The 20,692-nt window shown below is 72.5% G+C and carries 25 protein-coding genes and 2 tRNA genes; 11 read left to right on the top strand and 16 right to left on the bottom strand.

The window, feature by feature from the left end:
- Window positions 1–39: 39 nt before the first annotated feature.
- Entirely contained in the window at window positions 40–780 is a 741-nt protein-coding gene (locus tag E1295_RS28295) for a sulfite exporter TauE/SafE family protein (RefSeq protein ID WP_246080437.1), read from the top strand.
- On the opposite strand, the gene E1295_RS28290 is transcribed toward E1295_RS28295, so the two are convergent.
- The 4 genes from E1295_RS28290 to E1295_RS28275 all read right to left on the bottom strand — a co-directional run bounded on the left by E1295_RS28290 (window position 749) and on the right by E1295_RS28275 (window position 3,551).
- Window positions 749–1,477: a type 1 glutamine amidotransferase gene (locus E1295_RS28290; protein WP_132634416.1), complete on the bottom strand. Its 729-nt coding sequence runs from the start codon at window positions 1,475–1,477 to the stop codon at window positions 749–751. The genes E1295_RS28295 and E1295_RS28290 overlap by 32 nt on opposite strands.
- Window positions 1,478–1,550: 73 nt before the next feature.
- Complete coding sequence (locus E1295_RS28285; RefSeq protein ID WP_132634414.1) at window positions 1,551–2,378, bottom strand: bifunctional 5,10-methylenetetrahydrofolate dehydrogenase/5,10-methenyltetrahydrofolate cyclohydrolase; 828 nt, start codon at window positions 2,376–2,378, stop codon at window positions 1,551–1,553.
- A complete protein-coding gene (locus E1295_RS28280) occupies window positions 2,375–2,980 on the bottom strand; it encodes a cyclodeaminase/cyclohydrolase family protein (RefSeq protein ID WP_132634412.1) in 606 nt (201 codons plus the stop codon). The genes E1295_RS28285 and E1295_RS28280 overlap by 4 nt, the downstream gene beginning before the upstream one ends.
- 28 nt (window positions 2,981–3,008) lie before the next feature.
- The gene (locus E1295_RS28275; RefSeq protein ID WP_132634410.1) at window positions 3,009–3,551 is read right to left on the bottom strand and encodes a hypothetical protein; all 543 of its coding nucleotides are present in this window, start codon (window positions 3,549–3,551) and stop codon (window positions 3,009–3,011) included.
- A 156-nt stretch (window positions 3,552–3,707) separates the two neighbouring features.
- Between E1295_RS28275 and E1295_RS28270 the strand changes: the two genes are divergently transcribed.
- Window positions 3,708–4,616 carry an SMP-30/gluconolactonase/LRE family protein gene (locus tag E1295_RS28270; protein WP_132634408.1) on the top strand — a complete coding sequence of 303 codons (909 nt, stop codon included), beginning with the start codon at window positions 3,708–3,710 and terminating at the stop codon, window positions 4,614–4,616.
- Between the two features lie 42 nt (window positions 4,617–4,658).
- Here E1295_RS28270 and E1295_RS28265 read toward each other — a convergent pair whose 3' ends face one another.
- The 8 genes from E1295_RS28265 to E1295_RS28230 all read right to left on the bottom strand — a co-directional run bounded on the left by E1295_RS28265 (window position 4,659) and on the right by E1295_RS28230 (window position 9,311).
- The gene (locus E1295_RS28265; RefSeq protein ID WP_220448926.1) at window positions 4,659–5,288 is read right to left on the bottom strand and encodes an FMN reductase; all 630 of its coding nucleotides are present in this window, start codon (window positions 5,286–5,288) and stop codon (window positions 4,659–4,661) included.
- 40 nt (window positions 5,289–5,328) lie between these two features.
- The gene (locus tag E1295_RS28260; RefSeq protein WP_132634452.1) at window positions 5,329–6,423 is read right to left on the bottom strand and encodes an LLM class flavin-dependent oxidoreductase; all 1,095 of its coding nucleotides are present in this window, start codon (window positions 6,421–6,423) and stop codon (window positions 5,329–5,331) included.
- A 105-nt stretch (window positions 6,424–6,528) separates the two neighbouring features.
- Window positions 6,529–7,119 carry a Rossmann-fold NAD(P)-binding domain-containing protein gene (locus E1295_RS28255; protein ID WP_132634404.1) on the bottom strand — a complete coding sequence of 197 codons (591 nt, stop codon included), beginning with the start codon at window positions 7,117–7,119 and terminating at the stop codon, window positions 6,529–6,531.
- 86 nt (window positions 7,120–7,205) lie between these two features.
- On the bottom strand, window positions 7,206–7,688 hold the full coding sequence (locus tag E1295_RS28250) for a hypothetical protein (protein WP_132634402.1): 483 nt from the start codon (window positions 7,686–7,688) through the stop codon (window positions 7,206–7,208).
- A 96-nt stretch (window positions 7,689–7,784) separates the two neighbouring features.
- Window positions 7,785–8,216 carry a nuclear transport factor 2 family protein gene (locus tag E1295_RS28245; RefSeq protein ID WP_132634400.1) on the bottom strand — a complete coding sequence of 144 codons (432 nt, stop codon included), beginning with the start codon at window positions 8,214–8,216 and terminating at the stop codon, window positions 7,785–7,787.
- A gap of 80 nt (window positions 8,217–8,296) precedes the next feature.
- Window positions 8,297–8,371, bottom strand: a tRNA-Val gene (locus tag E1295_RS28240).
- A gap of 62 nt (window positions 8,372–8,433) precedes the next feature.
- Window positions 8,434–8,505 (bottom strand) — tRNA-Gly (locus E1295_RS28235).
- Window positions 8,506–8,585: 80 nt separating this feature from the next.
- Window positions 8,586–9,311, bottom strand: a complete 726-nt coding sequence (locus tag E1295_RS28230) for an SDR family NAD(P)-dependent oxidoreductase (protein WP_132634398.1) — start codon at window positions 9,309–9,311, stop codon at window positions 8,586–8,588.
- Window positions 9,312–9,439: 128 nt separating this feature from the next.
- Here E1295_RS28230 and E1295_RS28225 point away from each other — a divergent pair, with 128 nt between their 5' ends.
- Genes E1295_RS28225 through hutH form a run of 3 tightly spaced genes read left to right on the top strand, consistent with a single transcriptional unit; the run spans window position 9,440 to window position 12,316 of the window.
- A complete protein-coding gene (locus E1295_RS28225; RefSeq protein ID WP_246080435.1) occupies window positions 9,440–9,991 on the top strand; it encodes a hemerythrin domain-containing protein in 552 nt (183 codons plus the stop codon).
- A 50-nt stretch (window positions 9,992–10,041) separates the two neighbouring features.
- Window positions 10,042–10,749 carry an ArsR/SmtB family transcription factor gene (locus E1295_RS28220; protein ID WP_132634396.1) on the top strand — a complete coding sequence of 236 codons (708 nt, stop codon included), beginning with the start codon at window positions 10,042–10,044 and terminating at the stop codon, window positions 10,747–10,749.
- Window positions 10,750–10,765: 16 nt separating this feature from the next.
- Window positions 10,766–12,316 (top strand): histidine ammonia-lyase, encoded by a 1,551-nt coding sequence (gene hutH / locus E1295_RS28215; protein WP_132634394.1) that lies wholly within the window; start codon window positions 10,766–10,768, stop codon window positions 12,314–12,316.
- Here hutH and E1295_RS28210 read toward each other — a convergent pair.
- Window positions 12,313–13,494 carry a Rid family hydrolase gene (locus E1295_RS28210; RefSeq protein WP_132634392.1) on the bottom strand — a complete coding sequence of 394 codons (1,182 nt, stop codon included), beginning with the start codon at window positions 13,492–13,494 and terminating at the stop codon, window positions 12,313–12,315. The two genes, hutH and E1295_RS28210, sit on opposite strands and share 4 nt — an antisense overlap.
- Window positions 13,495–13,551: 57 nt before the next feature.
- Here E1295_RS28210 and E1295_RS28205 point away from each other — a divergent pair, with 57 nt between their 5' ends.
- The 5 genes from E1295_RS28205 to E1295_RS28185 are packed head-to-tail and all read left to right on the top strand — an operon-like array spanning window position 13,552 to window position 17,812.
- Window positions 13,552–14,469 (top strand): LysR family transcriptional regulator, encoded by a 918-nt coding sequence (locus E1295_RS28205; RefSeq protein WP_246080432.1) that lies wholly within the window; start codon window positions 13,552–13,554, stop codon window positions 14,467–14,469.
- Window positions 14,436–15,446, top strand: a complete 1,011-nt coding sequence (locus E1295_RS28200) for a chorismate-binding protein (RefSeq protein WP_132634388.1) — start codon at window positions 14,436–14,438, stop codon at window positions 15,444–15,446. The genes E1295_RS28205 and E1295_RS28200 overlap by 34 nt, the downstream gene beginning before the upstream one ends.
- A 1-nt stretch (window position 15,447) precedes the next feature.
- Complete coding sequence (locus E1295_RS28195; RefSeq protein WP_220448925.1) at window positions 15,448–16,278, top strand: aminotransferase class IV; 831 nt, start codon at window positions 15,448–15,450, stop codon at window positions 16,276–16,278.
- A 40-nt stretch (window positions 16,279–16,318) separates the two neighbouring features.
- The gene (locus E1295_RS28190; protein WP_132634386.1) at window positions 16,319–17,230 is read left to right on the top strand and encodes a hypothetical protein; all 912 of its coding nucleotides are present in this window, start codon (window positions 16,319–16,321) and stop codon (window positions 17,228–17,230) included.
- Window positions 17,231–17,287: 57 nt separating this feature from the next.
- Window positions 17,288–17,812: a hypothetical protein gene (locus E1295_RS28185; protein ID WP_132634384.1), complete on the top strand. Its 525-nt coding sequence runs from the start codon at window positions 17,288–17,290 to the stop codon at window positions 17,810–17,812.
- Here the strand turns inward: E1295_RS28185 and E1295_RS28180 are convergent.
- Complete coding sequence (locus E1295_RS28180; protein ID WP_132634382.1) at window positions 17,806–19,182, bottom strand: LVIVD repeat-containing protein; 1,377 nt, start codon at window positions 19,180–19,182, stop codon at window positions 17,806–17,808. The genes E1295_RS28185 and E1295_RS28180 overlap by 7 nt on opposite strands.
- Window positions 19,183–19,317: 135 nt before the next feature.
- Here E1295_RS28180 and E1295_RS28175 point away from each other — a divergent pair, with 135 nt between their 5' ends.
- Complete coding sequence (locus E1295_RS28175) at window positions 19,318–19,875, top strand: DUF305 domain-containing protein (RefSeq protein WP_246080430.1); 558 nt, start codon at window positions 19,318–19,320, stop codon at window positions 19,873–19,875.
- A gap of 34 nt (window positions 19,876–19,909) precedes the next feature.
- Here E1295_RS28175 and E1295_RS28170 read toward each other — a convergent pair whose 3' ends face one another.
- Both E1295_RS28170 and E1295_RS50270 read right to left on the bottom strand, forming a co-directional pair.
- Window positions 19,910–20,326: an SsgA family sporulation/cell division regulator gene (locus E1295_RS28170; RefSeq protein ID WP_132341648.1), complete on the bottom strand. Its 417-nt coding sequence runs from the start codon at window positions 20,324–20,326 to the stop codon at window positions 19,910–19,912.
- A 151-nt stretch (window positions 20,327–20,477) separates the two neighbouring features.
- Window positions 20,478–20,692 (bottom strand): hypothetical protein (locus E1295_RS50270; protein WP_220448924.1); only part of this gene is annotated, 215 nt, incomplete at its 5' end.

Here is a 20,692-nt window from a genome sequence, read left to right as displayed (position 1 = left end):
CCCGCGGGTGACGAACGGGACACCGCCTAGCATGACCAGGTGATCGTCGGAGAGGTGCTCGGTCTGCTCGGCGTCGGCGTGGTCGCCGGCGTGGTGAGCACGGTCGTGAGCCTCGCCTCGATCGTCTCCTATCCGGCGCTGCTCGCGTTCGGGCTGCCCCCGCTGACCGCGAACGTCACCAACACCGTCGCCCTCGTCTTCACCGGCATCGGCGCCGCGGCCGGCTCGCGGCCCGAGCTGGCCGGGGAGGGCGGCCGGATGCTCCGGCTGGGCCCGGTGGCCGCGGTGGGCGGCGCCACGGGTGCGTTCCTGCTGCTGGTGACTCCGGCCGAGACGTTCGAGCTGATCGCGCCGTGGCTGATCGCGATGGCCTCGCTGCTGCTGGCCCGCCCGCCTGCCGGCCGGGCGAGCGGCGAGCACGGCATGACGGCGCGGGTGGGGCTGTTCGCCGTGACGATCTACGTCGGCTATTTCGGCGCGGCCGGAGGGCTGATGGTGTTCGCCGTGCTGGCGGCCACGTTCGCCCAGCCCGCGGCCAAGCTCAACGCGATGAAGAACGTGTTGTCCGGGCTGGCGAACGCGGTCGCTGCGCTCGGGTTCGCGATGTTCGGCCCGGTGGACTGGGGGGCGGCGGTGCCGCTGGCGGCCGGGTTCCTGCTGGGCGGGTGGACCGGCCCCAAGATCGCCCGCAGGCTCCCGGGGGCCGGCCTGCGCTACCTTGCGGCGGCCTGCGGGCTGGCCGTGGCGATCAAGCTGGGCTGGGACTCGTACGCGAGCTGACCGCGACGCCCGCCCGCTCTCTCACCAGCGCGGCGAACCGGGCGGTGACCCGGCGCCAGATCGGCGTGGACACCGGCTCGTCCGCCACTGCCTGCTCGTGGATCTCGGCGGGGTCGAACCCGTCGGCCCGCCACCCCCGGATGCGCTCGGGCGTCACCTCCGGATGGAACTGCACGCCCCACGCCCGCTCGCCCACCCGGAACGCCTGGTACGGGCACGCCTCCGTCTCCGCCAGGTGCACGGCCCCGCCGGGCAGCCTGGTGACGGCGTCCTTGTGGTGCTCGATGGCGGGCACCACAGAGGGCAGGCCGTGGAAGAGCGGGTCGGCGCCGGCCTCGGGCCGGATCGTGACCGGGACGCTGCCGTTCTCGGGCGCGCCGGTGTCGCCGGTCACCTCGCCTCCCGCCACCTCGGCGATGAGCTGGCCGCCCAGGCAGATGCCGAAGAACGGCACGCCGTCCGCCAGCGCCTGGCCCGCCAGCCGCCGGGTGCCGGCCAGCCACGGCGCCCGGTCGTCGTCGCCGGGCAGGTAGCCGCCGCCCAGCACGATCATGGCGTCGTGCTCCAGGCGGACGGGCAGGGGAGCGCCGTCGTGGGCGTGCACGACGTCCAGCTCCAGCCCGGCGTCCCGCAGCCAGTCGCCCACGCGGCCGGGGCCGCCGCTGCGGCTGTTCTGGACGATCAGGACATCACCCATCGTGGGGCCTCCCGGTGTGTGTCGGAGAGCATGCACAGGTACGCCCGGCGGGGCGGGGGAACCGAAGGGGACGTCACGGCAGGTTCGCGGCCCTGGCGGTGTGGCGGAGCAGGAGCGCGGTCGTCACCGGGCCGACGCCGCCGGGCACCGGGGTGAGCGCGCCCGCCACGGCCGCCACCTCGCCGGAGGCGACGTCGCCGGTCAGCCCGCCGTCCTCGGTGGGGTTGGTGCCGACGTCGATCACCACCGCGCCGGGCGCGACGTGCGCGGCGCCGATCAGCCCGGCCCGGCCGGCCGCGGCGACCAGCACCTCGGCCGTGGAGGTGACGGAGGCCAGGTCGCGGGTGCGCGAGTGGCAGACGGTGACGGTGGCGTTCCGGTCGAGCAGCAGGTGCGCCAGCGGCTTGCCCACCACGGTCGAACGGCCGACCACCACGACCCGCCGCCCCTCCAGCTCCACCTCGTGGTGGTCGAGCAGCGCCATCACGGCGGCGGCCGTGGCGGGCGGGAACGCGGGCAGCCCGGCCGCCAGCCGGCCGAGCGAGAGCGGGTTGGCTCCGTCGACGTCCTTGCGCGGGTCGATCGCGCCGGCCAGCTCCTGCGCGGACGCGCCCGCGGGCAGGGGAGTCTGCATCATCACGCCGTGCACGTTGGTGTCGGCGCTGAGGCGGGCCAGCGTCTCACCGATCTGGTCGGGGGCCGCATCGGGGCCCAGGTCGACGAGGTCGCAGGCGATGCCCACGCCGGCCGCCGCCTTGGCGATCGAGCGGACGTACCACAGGCTCGCCTCGTCGGCGGTGGCCACCACCACGGCCAGCCGGGGCTGCGGGCCGGCGGCAGCCTCGGCCCGCGTCTGGGCACGCACGGCCGCGGCCAGTTCCTTGCCGGGCAACGTCTTCACGGGTTGATCTCCTCGCGTACGGATGCCGTCACCTGGTCGGCTCTGGCGACGGCCGCGTCGACGCGCGACACGCGGGCCGCCAGCTCGTGGCGTACCCGTTCGTCCGCGAGGCCGCCCAGGTTGACCTCGACGTTCACCCTCGCGGTGGTGAGTGCGGCGCGCGCGGCGTCGGCGGCAGCGGCCACGTCGGTGACGAGGTTGCGGTTGGCGACGGGCAGCAGCAGCTCGCACAGCTCGACGACGCGCGTGGCCGTCTCGGCCACGCGGGCGGGCGGCTCGGCGGCCGCGCCCAGCGCCCTCGCGATGGCGGCGCTGCGCTCCTCCCCCTTGGGCAGGCGGTAGGCGTCGGTGACCGCGGTGAAGGCCGCGGCGTCCTCCTCCGCCAGCTTCAGCGCCTGCCCTCGCAGGGTGTCGGTCTCGTCGATCACGCCGGCGACGGTGCCTGCGTGGTCGGCGTACTTCTCCCCGGTGGTGTAGCGGGCCACCATGCCGAGCAGCGCGGCGGCCTGCGCCACGTGCAGGGCCGCGGTCGCGCCGCCGCCGGGCGCGGGTACTCTGCCGGCCAGCTCGGTCAGGAAGTCGACGATCTTTTGGTCGCGCATGGCGGCATTCTTTCAGGCCGTGCCGGGCTCATTCGCGGAACATCGGCCGTGTGGCGTCCTCGGGACCGCTCTGCGACGGGTACGGCGCCTGCGCGGGCCCGTAGCCGTATCCGTGGTCGGGGCCGTACTCGTAGTGCTGATCGGGAGGCGGCCGGCGGTCGGTGGCCCGCCACCTCGACGGGAACATGGAGACGACCAGCACCGTCACCCCGAGGAAGAACAGCAGGGACGACTGGGCCAGGGTCTGGTAGCCGATCCCGGCCGCGGGCGGCAGCCACTGGGTCGGCAGGAGCCGCTGGTGGGTGATCAGCTCCACGAGGGGCAGCACGCCCAGCGCGGTGACCAGGAGGCCGCCGAGCACGGACGCCACCGGAGACAGGCGGGAGCCGACCAGGAAGGCGAAGGCGATCGCCGACGCGGCGACGACGGCCAGCCCGAGCCAGGAGGGCTCGAACGTGATCCGTGTGCGCGTGGTGAATTCGCCGACGCCGTACGACAGTCCGGCGACGATCAGGGGCGGCAGGAGCAGCCCGGCGAGCACTCCGAGAGCATGACGGGCACCGTTTGACATGTTAAAACCCCGTTTGTTCGGCTCTGTCCCAAGCTACCCCGCGAGATCCGTTCGCGTGAGGGCCCCCTCCGCCCGTCCCCGGGCATTCCTGCGAACTCGCTGTGAAGCCCGGCGGCGGCCGTTGCCCGCCCCCGCGCGCGCGGGCATCGTGGGCGCATGAGATCCGCGATCCTGAAGACCGCACTCAGCGCCCTGGCCGTCCTCCTCGTGGGCAGTGTGCCCGCGCAGGCCACGGGCAAGCCCAGCACGTTCGACCTGCCCGACGGGTTCCAGCCCGAGGGCATCGCGATCGGGCCGGGCCCGTACGCCTACTTCGGCTCCCGCGCGAGCGGTGACATCTACCGGGCCTCTCTGCGCACCGGGAAGGGGTCCGTCATCAGCAAGGGGCCGGGCACGCCGTCGCTCGGTCTCGAGACAGACGGGCGGCGGCTGTTCGTGGCGGGTGGGACGGGCGGCGACGCCCGGGTGATCGACCTGCGCACGGGCAAGGTGATCAAGTCGTACACGCTGGCCACCGGCGAGTCGTTCGTCAACGACGTCATCCTCACCCGAGGGGCCGCCTACTTCACCGACTCCACCAACCCGGTGCTCTACAAGCTGAAGCTCGGGCGCGGCGGCGCGCTTCCCGCCAAGGCCGTCAAGATCCCGCTCAAGGGCGACATCGAGTACGGCTCCGGCATCAACGCCAACGGCATCGCCCCCAGCCCCGACCGCAGGTCGCTGCTCGTCGTCCAGTCGAACACCGGCAAGCTGTTCGAGGCCGACCCGTCCTCCGGCGCCACCACCGAGGTCGACCTGGGCGGCGAGGCGCTCACCAACGGCGACGGCCTGCTCCTTTCCGGCCGCACGCTGTACGCCGTGCTCAACCGGGCCAACACGGTCGCCGCCGTCAGACTGGCCCGTGACGGCTCGTCCGGCAAGATCGTCAAGCGGCTGACCGACCCCCGCTTCGACGTGCCCACGACGGTCGCCGCCCACGGCCACCGGCTCTACCTGCCCAACGCCCGCTTCACCACGACCCCGACCCCGGAGACGCCGTACACGGTGGTGGCCGTCAAACGCTGACAAGGACCGCGGGGGCGCGGCGGGTCCGCGCTCCCGCGGTTCTCAGCGCACCTTGCCGTTCGCCGGCCGCAGGGCCGCGAGCTGCTGCTCGAACGGGACGACCTCCTCGGCGCCGTCCCGCCGGGGCGCCCGGTGCTCCAGCAGCCCGGCCAGCTCGCCCGCCGCGCGGGTGACGCGCTCGCCGAGACCGTCGGTGAAGGCGTCGCCACCGCCGCCCCAGTCCTCCGACGCCGCGTAGACCGCCGTCGGCACGACGACCGCGCGCAGGTAGGAGAACAGCGGCCGCAGCGCGTGCTCCAGCGCCAGCGAGTGGCGGGCGGTGCCGCCGGTGGCCGCGACGAGCACGGGCTTGTCCTCCAGCGCGGTGTTGTCGATCACGTCGAAGAAGCTCTTGAACAGGCCGCTGTACGAGCCGCTGAAGATCGGCGTGACCGCGATGAGCCCGTCGGCCTCCGTCACCTCCTCGATCGCCGTGCGCAGCCGGGCGTTGGGGAAGCCGGCCACGAAGGCGCCGGCGATGTCCACGGCCAGCTCGCGCAGCTCGACCACGCGTACGTCCACCGCTTCCCCCCGCTCCTCCAGCCGCCGGCGCACCGCCTCGGCGAGGCGGTCGGCGAGCAGGCGCGTCGAGGAGGGCTGCGTCAGGCCGGCGGTGACGATGGCGAGCTTCATGTGCGTCGGTCCTTCCATGTCCTGCGGATCAGGGGCGGAATCAGGCGGTGACGGGCGCGGCGGAGTTCGCCGCCGCGACCAGCGAGGCGTGGGTCGGGGCGCCGGGCACCTCGGCGGGGCGGCCCTTGGCGAACTCCTCGCGCAGCACCGGCACGACCTCCTCGCCCAGGAGGTCGAGCTGCTCCAGCACCGTCTTCAGCGGCAGGCCCGCGTGGTCCATGAGGAACAGCTGCCGCTGGTAGTCGCCGAAGTGTTCCCTGAACTCCAGCGTCCTGTCGATGACCTGCTGCGGGCTGCCCACCGTCAGCGGCGTCTCCGCCGTGAACTCCTCCAGCGACGGACCGTGGCCGTAGACGGGCGCGTTGTCGAAGTACGGGCGGAACTCGCGCACGGCGTCCTGGGAGTTCCTGCGCATGAACACCTGGCCGCCGAGGCCGACGACGGCCTGCTCGGGCGTGCCGTGACCGTAGTGGGCGTAGCGCTCCCGGTAGAGGGTGATCAGGCGCATGAAGTGCTCCTTCGGCCAGAAGATGTTGTTGGCGAAGAAGCCGTCGCCGTAGTAGGCGGCCTGCTCGGCGATCTCGGGGCTGCGGATCGAGCCGTGCCACACGAACGGCGGTACCCCGTCGAGCGGGCGCGGCGTCGAGGTGAAGCCCTGCAGCGGCGTGCGGAAGCGGCCCTCCCAGTCGACGACGTCCTCGCGCCACAGCCGGTGCAGCAGGGCGTAGTTCTCGATGGCCAGCGGGATGCCCTGGCGGATGTCCTGGCCGAACCACGGGTAGACCGGCCCGGTGTTGCCCCGGCCCATCATGAGGTCCACCCGGCCGTCGGCCAGGTGCTGCAACATGGCGAAGTCCTCGGCGATCTTCACCGGGTCGTTGGTGGTGATCAGCGTGGTGGCGGTCGACAGCGTCAGCCGTTCGGTCCTCGCCGCGATGTAGCCGAGCATGGTGGTCGGCGAGGACGGCACGAACGGCGGGTTGTGGTGCTCGCCGGTCGCGAACACGTCGAGGCCGACCTCCTCGGCCTTGAGGGCGATCGTCACCATCGCCTTGATGCGCTCACGCTCGGACGGCGTCCGGCCCGTGGTGGGGTCGGGGGTTACGTCGCCCACGCTGAAGATCCCGAACTGCACTTTAGTCACCGTCCATGACTGTTGAAACTTTGACAGTAGAGGTAGCGCCGAAGCTCGTCCCGATATTCCATCATCGGGCCCCGCCCGTGGACACGGGGGCGCGGGTCAGAGTGCGTTGATGTCGGCGGGCCCGAGCACCCGCCGGGACGCACCGCGCTCCGCGACGGTGATCATCGCCCGGCCGATGCGCTCGGGTGTGGTCGCCGTCGCGGGGAAGACCCTCCGCAGCACGGGGTGGAGCGGCCGGACGACGATGTAGGCCAGCCGGTGGAACCCGGCCGGCGACGTGACGCCGTCCGACGGCCGCCGGACGTGCCCCGGCCGGAACACGTAGGACCGCAACGGCAGCGCGAGCAGCGTGTCCTCGGCCGCGCCCGCCGGCCCGGCTCCCGTCGACACGTACACGAAGGCCGACCCCGGGCTGACCCGCGCCAGTGCCTCGCCCGCGGCGAGCGCCACGTCGGCGTGCCGCGGCCCCTCGGCGCAGACGAAACCCGCGTCATGGCCGCGGAGCCCGGCCTCGATGGCCGCCAGGTCGAGCAGGTCGGCGTGCACGATCTCGCGCAGCTTGGCATGGGCGGCCCCCGGCGGGACGGGGCCGACGGTGAGCACCGCCGTCACCCGGTCGTCGCGCAGGCACTCCCCGAGCACCCCGCGCCCGACCGTCCCGGTCGCCCCGAAAAGGATGACTTTCACGCGCTTGCCCCGATCGCCACGTGATGCCCGTCACAGAGAGGATAGGCCGTCCCGCGGCCGGAGGTGCGCCTTCTCGCGCAGGCAGCTCACCGCTCCGGGGCGGGCCGGATCTCGGTGAACAGCCGCAGCGTGGCCGGCCGCAGCCGGTGCCAGGCCGGGCGCGGCCAGCGCAGGACCAGCGGCAGCCGCGTCACGAGCACGATCTTGAGGTACGGGCGCCCGGAGCGGCCCCCGGGCACCTCCACGCACCGGCCCGACACGGGGGCGAAGGCGACCCGCCGCCCCAGCCGCAGGCAGCCCTGCCCGGCGACCTCGTGCGGAGACCCGCCCGCGCCCAGTTCCACCGCCTCCCACGTCAGCTCGCCCGGCGCCGGGGACGGCAGCGGGAAGCTCAGCGCGAACCCCGCCAGCGACCCGGCCGGGCGCAGGTAGAACGAGCCGCGGAAGGCCGGCAGCGCGCACACGGGCCGCGGGCCGGCCGTGACCAGCCCTTCGCTGGCCTCGACGGCGATCCGCCAGGCCGCGTGGCCGGCGTGGGAGGCGTCCGGGCTGGATGGCAAGGTGATCACCTCGCGAGCATGACGGGAGCGGCGGCGCTCGGCCGGGCTTCCTTACCGGCTACCCAACAAGACGAACGACACCGCACCGTTGTGACACGCCCCAGCTCAGCGGGCGGTGCGCCAGCTCTGCTCCTCGACCAGCTCGACGCTGCGCCAGCCGCCGGGCGTACGGCGCATGCGGTGGTGGTACCAGCCGCCGCCGTGCAGGAAACCCTCGGCGTCCGCCGTCATCAGGTCCTTCGTGGGGGCGAGGGTGTCGGTGAAGGGCGCGCTCACCCGCGCCTCGCCGTCGCGTACGTCGATGCTCGGCGCCCCTATCAGGTGCAACCTGCCCGGCCAGTGCTCCAGCACGCCCGCCAGCCAGGCCCTGACCTCGTCGCGGGCGCCCCTGATGCCGCCCGCCGAGGTGTAGTCGATCACGGCGTCGGCGGTGAACACCTCGTCGAGCAGGTGCCACCGCCCAGAGTCGAGCGCGTGGGCGTAGCGGGCCAGCAGGCCGGTGATCTCGAGGCGGTCGGCGATCTCCTGCGTGTCCATGAGGTGATCGTCGCGCCGGACGGGCCCCATGGCCAGCGCCCATGCGAAAACCCCAGGCCGAGGGCCTGGGGTTCATGAGGTGGTGGACGATACTGGGATTGAACCAGTGACCTCTTCCGTGTCAGGGAAGCGCTCTCCCGCTGAGCTAATCGTCCTTGCGTCGCGAGGTGGCGACGGGATTGCATTCCGTGTCCACGCCACCGAGCTGAAAGCTTCGAGCGGAAGACGGGATTCGAACCCGCGACCCTCACCTTGGCAAGGTGATGCTCTACCACTGAGCCACTTCCGCGTGCGCCCCGCTCGCGCCGGGCGTCGAGAGAACTCTAGCGAATTCCGGCCGAGTCCCCAAACTGGATAAGCCCGCGCAGCTCAGGTGTGGCCGCCGTTGACGGTGAGGCGCTGCCCGGTGACGAACGCGGCGTCGTCGGAGGCGAGGTAGGACACCGCCGCCGCCACGTCGCCGGGCGTACCCATCCGGCCCAGCGGCACCTCGGCGAGATAACCGCTCTCGTCGAGGCCCGAGTGCCGCTCGACCGGGATCCAGCCGGGGGCGACGAGGTTGACCGTGACGCCGTACGGGCCGAGCTCGCGCGCCCACGTGAGGGTCATCGCGTGTTGCGCGCTCTTGGCGGCGATGTAGGCCGACATGCCGGGCAAGTTGCGGTCGACGATGTCGGAGCCGATCTGGATGACGCGCCCGCCGCCGCGCTTCTTCATCCCGGGGAGCACCGCCTGCACGAGCAGCGTGGGGCTCTTGACGAAGAACGTCAGCTGGTCGAGGTGCGACTGCCAGGTGAGGTCCTCGACGGCGACGGAGGGCTGCGGGCCGGTCGCGTTGGCCACCAGCACGTCCACCGGGCCCAGCCGTTCGGCGACGGCGGCCACCAGGCCCGTGACCCCGGCCTCGTCGGTGACGTCGGCGGCGAACGCCTCCGCGGTGCCGCCCGCCTCCCGGACGGCGGAGACGACCTGCCGGGCGCCGTCGGCGTTGGCGTGGTAGTTGACGGCGACGGCCAGGCCGTCGGCGGCGAGCCTGCGCGCGATGACGGCTCCGAGGCCGCGGGACGCGCCGGTGACGAGGGCGACTGAGGTCATGGCCGGACTCTAGCGCCGCGCCTCCCGCGGCCCGCGCCCGCCCCGGGCGACCTCCGTGTTCGGTCCCAGGAAGACCCGTGTTCGGTAACGGGGCGCGTGTCCCCGGGGCGCGGGGGTAAGGCGCACTCGTGGGTGAACACGATGTCATCGATCTCCTGATGGCCCAGCACGGCCGCATCAGAGACCTGTTCGACGAGGTGGAGAAGGCGCCCGCGGACAAGGTCGAGGAGGCGTTCGACCGGCTGACGCGGATGTTGTGCGTGCACGAGACGGCCGAGGAGGAGATCGTGCACCCGTACGCGCGCAGGAAGCTCGACAACGGCCACGGCGTGGTGGCCGACCGGCTGCGGGAGGAGAACCGCGCCAAGCGGCTCCTCGTCGAGCTGCACCGGGACGGTGTGGACCACCCGAAGTTCTGGGACCGGCTGGGCGAGCTGCGCACGGCCGTGACGGCGCACGCGCGCAGCGAGGAGCGGTACGAGTTCGTCAAGCTGCGGGCGCACACCTCCGTGGTCGAGCGGCGGGCCATGGCGGCGGCGGTGAGGGCGGCGGAGGCCCTGGCACCCGTGCGCCCGCACCCCGGCACGGAGTCGGCCGCCAGGAACATGCTGATGGGGGCGCCCCTGGCGCTGATGGACCGGGCCAGGGACCTGATCGGCAAGGCCCTCGGCAGGCGTTGAGGGTCACCTTTCGACGCCGGGCGAAATGTCGCCGTACTAACGTCGCAGGCATGGAGCACATCGCACGTGACGCCGACGTCGCGCCCGTCGCCTCGCTCATCGCGGATCCGACGCGGGCCGCCATGCTGACGGCGCTGCTCGGCGGGCGGGCGCTGGCGGCGGGGGAGCTGGCCAGGGTCTCAGGGGTGAGCGCCGCCACCGCGAGCGCCCATCTGGCCAGGCTGCTCGACGGCCGCCTCGTGGACGTCGTCCGCCAGGGTCGCCACCGCTACTACCGGCTGGCCGGTCACGAGGTGGCCGAGGTGCTGGAGGCGCTGGCCAGGATCAGCGGGCGCCCGCCCGTGCGCTCGCTGCGCCAGTCGCGCCAGGCCCGCCTGCTGGAGGAGGCCCGCACGTGCTACGACCACCTGGCGGGCCGGGCGGGCGTGGCCCTGCTCGACCGGCTCAAGGAGGGCGGCCACTACGTCGCGCAGGACCTGACGGGCGCGGGGGAGCGGCTGCTGTCGGGCATCGGCGTGGACGTGGCCGGCGCACGCCGCTCCAGGAGGCGCTTCGCCCCCGAATGCCTGGACTGGACCGAACGCAGGGCGCACCTCGGCGGCGCGCTCGGCGCGGCGATCACGGGGGTGCTGCTGGAGCGCGGCTGGCTGCGCCGGGGCTCGGTGCCGAGGTCCGTCGTCCTCACCGACGAGGGCGGGCAGGGGCTGTCGGCGTTGTTCGCCGGTAAGGAGCTAACATCGGGTACGCCGGTTACCTAGCGATGAGAGAGACACCATGCGCGACAACGGAGTCGTGAACGTCGGCCCGGATCCCCTCACTTTCGACGACGTCATCCAGGTGGCCCGCCACGGCGCTCCGGTGCGGCTCACCGACGACGCGGTCGCGGCCATGGCCGCCGCCCGCCAGCGGGTCGACGAGCTGGCCGAGAGCCCGACGCCCGCGTACGGCATCTCGACGGGGTTCGGCGCGCTGGCCACGCGGCACATCGACCCGGAGCTGCGCGCCCAGCTCCAGCGCTCCCTGGTGCGCTCGCACGCGGCCGGCAGCGGGCCCGAGGTCGAGACCGAGGTCGTACGCGCCCTCATGCTGCTGCGCCTGCACACGCTGGCCACCGGCCACACCGGCATCAGGCCGGTCACGGCGAAGACCCTGGCCGCCCTCCTCAGCGCGGGCATCACGCCGGTCGTGCACGAATACGGCAGCCTCGGCTGCTCCGGCGACCTGGCGCCGCTGGCGCACGTTGCGCTCACGCTGATGGGCGAAGGCGTCGTACGCGACGCCTCAGGGGCGGTGCTGCCGGCCGCCGAGGCGCTGAAGCAGGCCAGGATCGAGCCCGTCGAGCTGGCCGCCAAGGAGGGCCTGGCGCTCATCAACGGCACCGACGGCATGCTGGGCATGCTGATCCTGGCCATCGACGACCTCACCAGGCTGGTCAGGACCGCCGACGTGAGCGCCGCGATGAGCGTGGAGGCGCTGCTCGGCACCGACCGGGTGTTCGCGCCCGAGCTGCAGGCGCTGCGGCCGCACCCCGGCCAGGCCCTGTCCGCCGCCAACATGACGAGCGTCCTGCGCGACTCCGGCATCATGGCGAGCCATCGCGACCCGGACGCCTGCACCCGCGTCCAGGACGCCTACTCCCTGCGCTGCGCGCCCCAGGTCGCCGGGGCCGCCCGCGACACCATCGCGCACGCCGCCACCGTGGCGGAGCGCGAGCTGGCCAGCGCCGTCGACAACCCCGCCGTGCTGGCCGACGGCCGCGTCGAGTCCAACGGCAACTTCCACGGGGCCCCGCTCGCGTACGTGCTGGACTTCCTGGCCGTCGTGGCCGCCGACCTGGCCTCGATGTCCGAACGGCGTACCGACCGGTTCCTCGACGTGGCCCGCAACCACGGGCTGCCCGCGTTCCTGGCCCACGACCCCGGCGTCGACTCCGGTCACATGATCGCCCAGTACACCCAGGCGGCCATCGTCTCCGAGCTCAAGCGCCTGGCCGTGCCCGCCAGCGTCGACTCCATCCCCAGCTCGGCCATGCAGGAGGACCACGTCTCCATGGGCTGGTCGGCCGCGCGCAAGCTGCGCAGGTCCGTGGACGGGCTGACGCGGGTGCTGGCCGTCGAGGTGCTCACCGCCGCCCGCGCGCTCGACCTGCGCGCCCCCCTGGAGCCGGCGCCCGCGACGGCGGCCGTGGCCGGCGTGCTGGGCGAGACCGTCCCCGCCCCCGGGCCCGACCGGTTCCTGGCGCCGGAGATCGACTCCGCGGTGCGCCTGGTCGCCGAGGGCGGCGTGGTGGCGGCGGCCGAGTCGGTGACGGGCCCCCTCGCCTAGCCGGCCCGGCGGGACGGCAGCGCCACGATCACATCCACCTCCAGCAGCAGCCCCGGCATGAACAACCGCGACACCTCGACCGTCGTGCTGGCCGGGGGAGTGCCGGTGATGTACTTCCTGCGCACCTCCCCGTACTCGCGCCGGTCCTCCATGTCCGTCAGGTACGTCCTGATGAACGCGATGTCGTCGAACGTCGCGCCCTGATCGGCGAGGATGCGGGCCATCACCTGGAACACGTGCTCGGCCTGGGCCGCCATGGAGCCCTCGCCGACGATGTTCCCCTGCTCGTCGAACGCCGCCTGGCCGGAGACGTAGAGCGTGTCGCCGGCGCGGACGGCGTGTGAGTACATGCCGTTGGTGGCCGGGACGGTCGGCAGGTTGAGCGGTACGGCCCGCCGCGCGCGCTCGCCGGATCCGGCGCCCGCCACGTGATCCACGACGGCGGCCAGGTCACGCTCGCCGAGCCCGGCGGCCCGGGCCTCCTGCAGCCGCGCCCTGGCCGCCGCGCTCATCGAGGCGCCCTCCCATGCGGCCAGCTCCAGGTCCTTGGCCGCGTGGGCCAGGGAGTAGCGGGTCTGCTCCGACGGAGTCCGGAGCCGCCCGGCCGGCACGCCCAGCGGGGTGTCCGCCAGCGCGCCGACGAGCGCGTCACGGTCCACGCCGTGCGCCTCGCCGTACGCGAAGGTCTCCGCCAGCAGCACCTGGGCGGGCACGAGCGCGCTCATGACGGCGATCTTCATGGCCGCGCCCGCCCCCAGCGGCCCGAGCTCTTTCACCGACCCGAACACCGACAGCACCTCGCGGCACCCCGACACGTCGCCGCCGGCCAGCACCGTGAGACTCCCCGACGCGGCGGGGCCCACGCTGCCGAGCACGGGGGCGTCCACCAGCCCGACCCCGGCCGGCAGCAGCGCGCGCAACCCGCGCACCGCCTCGGGACCGATCGTGGACATCTCCACCACGGTCGTGCCGGCGCGCAGCCCCGGCAGCGCCGCCGTCATCACCTCGCGCACCGCGGCCGGGTCGCTCAGCATGGTGATGACGAGATCGGCGCCGTCCACGGCCGCGGCGGCCGTGACACCGCTGACGCGCCGCCACGTCCGCACGTCGTGCCCGGCCTCCACGAGGCGCCTGGCCATCGGTGTTCCCATGCGTCCCTGTCCGAGAAAAGCAATCATGCGCCCAGTGAACCCGTACGCGAGGCATTCCACCACCGATTAGATTGCATGCCAGCCATGCCTGACACGAATGCCTTTGACGCCGCCACGCTGCGCCTCTTCGACGAGGTCGCGAGGAGCGGTTCGTTCACCGCCGCCGCCGAGCTGTTCGGCTACACCCAGTCGGCGGTCTCCCGCCGCGTCGCCGCGCTGGAGCGCGCGGCGGGAGGGCCGCTCTTCGAGCGCCTGGCCAGGGGCGTGCGCCTGACCCCCGCAGGCGTGGCGCTGCACCGCCACGCCGTCGCCGTGCTCGACCGGCTCCAGCGGGCGGGCGAGGACCTGGCCGCCATCCACGAGGGGCGGGGCGGCATCCTGCGGGTGGGCGCGTTCGCCACGGCCAGCGTCGCCCTCGTGCCCGGCACGCTCAGGCGCTTCGCCGGGCGGCATCCGGACGTCGAGCTGCGGGTGATCGAAGGGCTCAGTGCGCGGCTGGCCGACGGGCTGCACGCCGGGGCGCTCGACGTGGCCGTGATCAGCGACTACCCGTCCGGACTGCCCGACGGCGTCGCGAGGACCCTGCCGCTGGTGGACGACCGGCTGCTCGTCGCGCTGCCCGCAGACCACCGGCTGGCCGCCGAGCACGACGTCGACCTGCGCGACCTGGCGGGGGAGAGCTGGATCGAGGCGGCTCCGCGCGGGCAGCCCACCCTGCTGGCGACCGCCTGCGCGGCGGCCGGGTTCACGCCGCGCACCGGGCTGCGGGTGGCCGAGTGGTCGGGCAAGTTCGGGTTCGTCGCCGCCGGACTGGGTGTGACGCTGGTGCCCGAGCTGGCGGCCGGCGCCGTGCCGCGCGGCCTGGTGCTGCGGCCGCTGCGCGGCACGGCGCCCGCCCGCAAGGTCTACGCGGCCCTGCCGGCCACCCCGCTGCCCGCCGCGCTGGAGCTGGCCGGGATGCTGCGAGAATGGCAGATGTGCACGACGGATACGCCCACTTAGGCGGCGTGCTCGCGACCGGGTTGCGCGACGTCACCACAGACCTCGCCGCTCTCGACGGCCAGGGCTGGTGGGCCGTCGTCGTCGACTACGAGGGCAAGGTGACGTGCGCCCGGTTCGACCGGGTGCGCCGCGCGCCCCTGCCCGCGCCCGCCCGCCCCTGGCACGGGCCGCGACCAGGTGAATGGCGCAGCTCGCTCGACCGCGCCGCCTACGAGAGCGGCGTGCGGGCGATCCGCGCCCTCATCGAGCAGGGCGAGGTCTACCAGGCCAACCTCTGCCGGATCCTGTCGGCGACCGCCCCGCCCGCCGCCGACCCGCTCGCGCTGGCCGCCCGCCTGGCGTCCGGCAACCCCGCACCCTACGCCGCGGTGATCCGCGTGCCGGGCCTGGGCGTGGTGTCGGCCTCGCCCGAGCTCTACCTGTCCCGCGACGGCGACGTCGTCGAGTCCCGGCCCATCAAGGGCACCGGCGTCACCACCGGCGACCTGCTGGAGAAGGACTACGCCGAGAACGTCATGATCGTCGACCTCGTCCGCAACGACCTCGGCAGGGTCGCCGCCGTCGGATCCGTCGAGGTCCCCGCGTTGTGCGCGGTCGAGGAGCACCCCGGTCTCGTCCACCTCGTCTCCACCGTCCGGGCCCGCCTGGCGCCGGGCACCGGCTGGCCCGAGCTGTTCGCCGCGACGTTCCCGCCGGGCTCCGTCACGGGCGCGCCGAAGTCGTCGGCGGTCCGCATCATCAATGAGCTCGAACCAGCCCCCCGCGGGCCGTACTGTGGGGCCGTGGGCTGGGTCGACGCCGACCGGCGCACGGCGGCGCTGGCCGTGGGCATCAGGACGTTCTGGCTCTCGGGCGGCGAGATCCGGTTCGGCACGGGCGCGGGCATCACCTGGGGCAGCGACCCCGGGCGCGAATGGCTCGAGACCGAGCTCAAAGCAGCCAGGCTCATCGCCCTGGCATCCACAGGAGGAGACTGAAGTGAACATCCCTGTCTGGGTCAACGGGGAGCTGATCGACCCCGCTCAGGCCACCGTGTCGGTGTTCGACCACGGGCTGATGGTGGGCGACGGCGTCTTCGAGACCATCAAGATCGTCAAGGGTGAGTCGTTCGCCCTCACCCGGCACCTCGACCGGCTCACGCTCTCGGCCCAGCGCATGGACCTGCCCGAGCCCGACGTCGAGGCCATCGCCGACGGCATCGGCAAGCTCCTGGCCGTCGCGCCCGCCTGGCCGCTGGGCCGCATCCGCGTCACCTACACCAGCGGCCCGGGCCCGCTCGGCTCCGACCGCGGCGACCAGGGCACCACGTCCGTCGTCATCGTCGACGAGCAGAAGCCGTTCCCCGCCACCGCCGACGTCGCCGTCGTCCCCTGGCCGCGCAACGAGCGCGGCGCCCTGGCCGGGGTCAAGAGCACCTCCTACGGCGACAACGCCAAGGCCCTGCTGCACGCCAAGAAGCGCGGCGGCGGCGAGGCCATCTTCGGCAACCTCGCGGGCGACCTGTGCGAGGGCACCGGCTCCAACATCTTCGTCGTACGCGACGGCCGCCTGCTCACCCCCACCCTGGAGTCCGGCTGCCTGGCGGGCGTCACCAGGGCGCTGGTGCTCGAGTGGTGCGGCGCGGAAGAAACCGACGTCCCGCTCCAGGCCCTCTACGAAGCCGAGGAGGCCTTCCTCACCTCCACCACCCGCGACGTCCAGCCGATCAGGCGCGTCGACGACACCGAGCTGCCGGTCGCGCCCGGTCCCATCACCGCCAAGGCCATGCGGGTCTTCGCCGAGCGCTCCGCCGCCGACCTCGACCCATGAGCTAGGGTCGTGCCTCACAACTGATCGTGTGAGGCATGACGTGGCAGTCGATCCGCAGCGACCGGGAGAGCCAGGAGAGGCCGATCCCGGCGCCGGCGCACGCGCCGGCTCGGACACGCGGGCGGCGGCGGACGGACGGCGGGGCGGGATGTCCCGCCGGGCGCTGCTGCTCGCGGCGGGCACGGCAGCGGGTGCGGTGGCCGTCACGGGAGGCGTGGTGTGGTGGCGCTCTGCCCAGGGCCCGGCGTCCCGTGGGCAGGCCGCCGGCCGCGACACGAGCGGCCGTGGCACGCCGTCCACCACCCCCGCGGGCTCGCCGGCGCTCGACGGACAGGACGTCGTGACCGCGGTGCGGAGCGCCATCAGGGGGACGCCGATGGCGGACCTCACCTTCGACGGCGGCCTGACGCAGAGCGAGTTCGCCGCGAAGGCGCACGGCCGGATCCGTTTCCATCCCGAGGTGAGCTCCAGCCGGGAGAACTGCGCGTACGCCATGACCGTCACCCCCGCGGGCGAGCCCGCGATGGACGTGACCATGGCGCTGTCCGGCGGCTCAGCCGAGCAGTACGTCAACGGCGAACGCGGAGGGAAGCGTGGGACGGCCGGCCAGGACCACCTCGACATGGTCGTCGCCATGTCGGGAATCGGCGTCGTCCTCGACCTGGTGGACGGCACCGAACAGGTGAACGTGGCCGGCCCGCTCCACTCCGGCGACCTGCCGGCGGACCAGGCGCCCGGCGTGGTCCAGGAGCAGCTCGCGGGCATGGCCGGCTGGAAGAAGAGCGAGCTGGAGGGCACCAGGATCACCTGGGAGCTGGAGCTGGACCGGCACAACCGCCCCCGGCGTTTCGTGCTCTCCTGGGTGACGCGGCTGCCCGGCGGCGAACTCGCCTCCACCTACTCGACGACGTACGAGAACTGGCGTCAGGGAGAGATCACCGCGCCCGGCTGACGACAGGGGCGTGCCATGGGATCGCCTCCGGCCCGTCCTGCGGCGATGATGAAGGGCATGGAGACAGCCCCGGTGCCGCCGATCTCCACCATGGGAGCCATCGTCACGGTGGAGCGCGTCCTCGCCCGAACCCCCGCCCTGGCCGTCCTGCTGCCGATGATCCAGGCCTTCGACACCGGCTGCCTGCTGAACATCGACGTCGTGGCCCGCAACGCCGCCGCGCCGCGCGGCCTGGCGCTGCAGCTCGACTCCGCGTTCTCCGGAGAGGAGAGCACGTCGCTGCACATCACGCTGCGCTATCCGGACGGCGTCGAAGTCGCCTCCGACACCGACCACCACTGCGCGCCGCCGAGCCTGTCCTGGTTCCCCGGCGGCGTGCGCGGCGACGCGGCGTACACCCTCTACCAGACACCCCTGTGGCTGCACCCGCTGCCACCGCCGGAGGACTTCGTTCTCACCATGGAGTGGCCGTGGGCCGGCATCGGCCTGGAGACCGTGCGGCTCGACGGCGCCGCCATCGCGGGCGCGGCGGCGCGGTCGAAGCACTGCTGGCCTTCTTGGGGCCCTAGCGAGGTTCAGTAGGACTTCTGCGTCTGTACGTTGAAGTCGTCCATCTTGACCTCCTTGGCCGGGTCCGTCAGCGGATGGTCGATCCGCAGAACGTCCAGGCCCTGGCGCATGTCACTGCTGTAGATGTAGCCGTTGTAGTAGTACGCCGACCACGAGCCCACGGTGCCGCCGGTCTCGTCGGGCCCGCGCTCGAAGAAGCCGATCTCCTTGGGGTTGGCGGAGTCGGTGAAGTCCCAGACGGACACCCCGCCCTGGTACCACGCTTGAACCATGACGTCCTTGCCCGGCACCGGGATCAGGGACCCGTTGTGGGCGACGCAGTTCTCGTCCGGCTGCTGCTCCCTCGGGATCTTGAAGTAGCTGCGCCGCTCCAGCTTGTCGTTGACCAGGTCGTAGACGGCGTCCGCGCCCTTCGTGACCGGGGTGTTCCTGTCGCAGGTGGCCATCGCGCCGCCGCCCAGCTCGTCGCCGAACACGATCTTGGAGCCGTCGTTGTTGAACGTCGCCGAGTGCCAGATCTGGAAGTTCTCGGGGTCGTCGAGCCGCTGGAGGATCTTCGGCTCGACCGGGTTGGTGATGTCGAGGATCACGCCGTCGCCGAAGCAGGCGGCCGCGGCCACGTTCTTCTCCGGGTAGGCCGTGATGTCGTGGCAGCCGGAGCCGCCCTCGCTGTTGGAACGCTCGGGGAACAGGTCGGGCTTCGCCGCGATCCTCGCCGACTCCGGAGCCTGGAGAGGGACCTCCACGATCTGGATGAGCTCGTGCGGCGGCTGGCAGGTCTCCGACTCGGGTTCCGGGCCCGGCGACGACACGTACACGTACAAGGTCTGGTCCGTGGGGACCATGGTGTGCGTGTGGGAGCCGCAGTCGGTCTGGACCGCGCCGACGTACCTGGGGCTCTTCTTGTCGCTGATGTCGAAGATGCGCAGCCCTTCCCAGCTGCGGCGGTCATCGCGCGAGTCGCACTCCGGGCCGCTGCGCGGCTCGTCGATCGACAGGATGAGCAGGTCGCCGTGGACGGTGATGTCGTTCTGCTGCGCCGGGCAGGTCACCTGGCTGACGATCTGCGGCTTCGTCGGGTCGCTGATGTCGTAGATCGTGAACCCGCCGAAGTTGCCCATGTACGCGAAGTCGCCCTGGAAGGCGAGGTCCGTGTTGAGGTCATCGGGGCCGTTTAACGGGGCGGTTCTCGGGATATTGGCAACGTGTTCGACGTTGTCACTCTTCATCACGCCGTCGGCGGCGGTCTCAGCCGGAGCGCTGGTCTCCTGCGACGACCCGGCGGGCGTTTCGGGCCTGCCCCCCAGCGGGACTCCGGCGCACGCGGAGGTCAGCAGCAGGACCGTACACAACAACGCTCCGCGCAGCTTGGCAGAGATCAACGCGCATTCCCCTTCATGATGTGGCTCAGTATGGAAGCTATGTCAGCAGGTTCGTTGCCGCGCACGGTCTTCATCACGGTTATGACCATATTGGGCCTTAGCGCCTGTTCGCAGCCGCCTGCCCAACCCGCTGCCGTGGGTACGGAGGCGCCGGTCATCGTTCCAGGCAGCCCCGGGGGTCCTGCACGCACGGCCACCCCGGGGGAACGGATCGGGCAGACGCCGGCCCCGACCGTGGCCTCCGACGTACGTTTCGCCGAGGCCATGATCCCGCATCACCGGCAGGCCCTGCAGATGACCGCCCTGGTGAACGACCGCACGACCACGCCGACCATCCGCTCGATCGCCGGCGCGATCGACGCCGCCCAGCGGCCGGAGATCAACGGCATGACCCGCTGGCTCGCCGAACTCGGCCGCTCCGCGCCGTCGGGGCACGACCACGGAGAGGCCGAGGGGTACGGGATGGCGACCGAGCAGCAGCTGAACGCGCTGAGCGCGGCCAAGGGGACCGCCTTCGACCGCATGTTCCTCGAACTGATGATCAAGCATCACGAGGGGGCGGTGAAGATGGCGGGAGAACAACTCGCGACCGGCCGGGACCGGCGCATGCGGCTGCTGGCCAAGGATGTGTACTCGGGGCAGAGCATCGAGATCGGCCGCATGAGGCGGGTGCTGGAGTCGCTGCCCGCCTAGCCCTGTGTCAGGGGACGCTCCGGGGGGCTTGCGGTCACGAGGGCCAGAGCATGTTGGTCAGTTCGCTGTCCAGGTCCATGAAGTCGGTCTCGCGGCCGGCGGGCACCTTCTCGTACGTGCGGTGGAGGAACTCGGTGAGCGGGGCCAGCGGCACCTCGAAGAGCGCCTGCCCGAACGGCGACGTCAGGCTGATGTGCAGCGTGCGCTCGCCGTCGGCGCGCGCGGGCCACACCTGCACGTCGCCGTCGCCGACGCGGCGCACGATGCCCACGGTCAGCAACTCGCGAGCGAAGATCCACTCGACCGGTTCGTCGTTCCCTACGTGGAAGGCCATGCGGATGGCATATGGGTCGTCGGCTGTGTAACTCAACCCGGCGAGCAGGGGGACGGTTGTACGGTCGGGGACCACAAGCCGAAGGCCAAGCTCGGCGGAGACGGTGGTGCTGTTCATCGTCAGCCAAACCTTTTCGTCGTAGGTCCCCTCTACGGGGCTTTCACTGCTCTGACGGACTTCGTCCTGAGCCATGACGCAGGGAACGAAGAAACCCGTAGGAAAGATTCCGCTCCTAGGGCCTTCTGTAACGCACATCACAGCTGGACATTTAGGCATCTACCAGGCTAAACGGCATCAATCGGGTCGTATTTGCAAGGGTTTTGCGTACGGTGGACCGTGATCCAGAGGCGCCGGTCATGAACGTTTCTTGCGAAATGATCGCGACCGGCGTCTTCCCGAACACGACTGATGGTATGCCACCGACCCGCCATGCCGATGGGCAACCGCCGCGTTTCACCCGAATCCCTACCGCTGCGCCGATCC

Origin of the sequence: Nonomuraea mesophila (assembly GCF_004352805.1) — a bacterium.
GTDB lineage: Bacteria > Actinomycetota > Actinomycetes > Streptosporangiales > Streptosporangiaceae > Nonomuraea > Nonomuraea longispora.
Note: the sequence above shows the minus strand (reverse complement) of the source record. Positions and strands in the feature narration are given on the sequence as shown.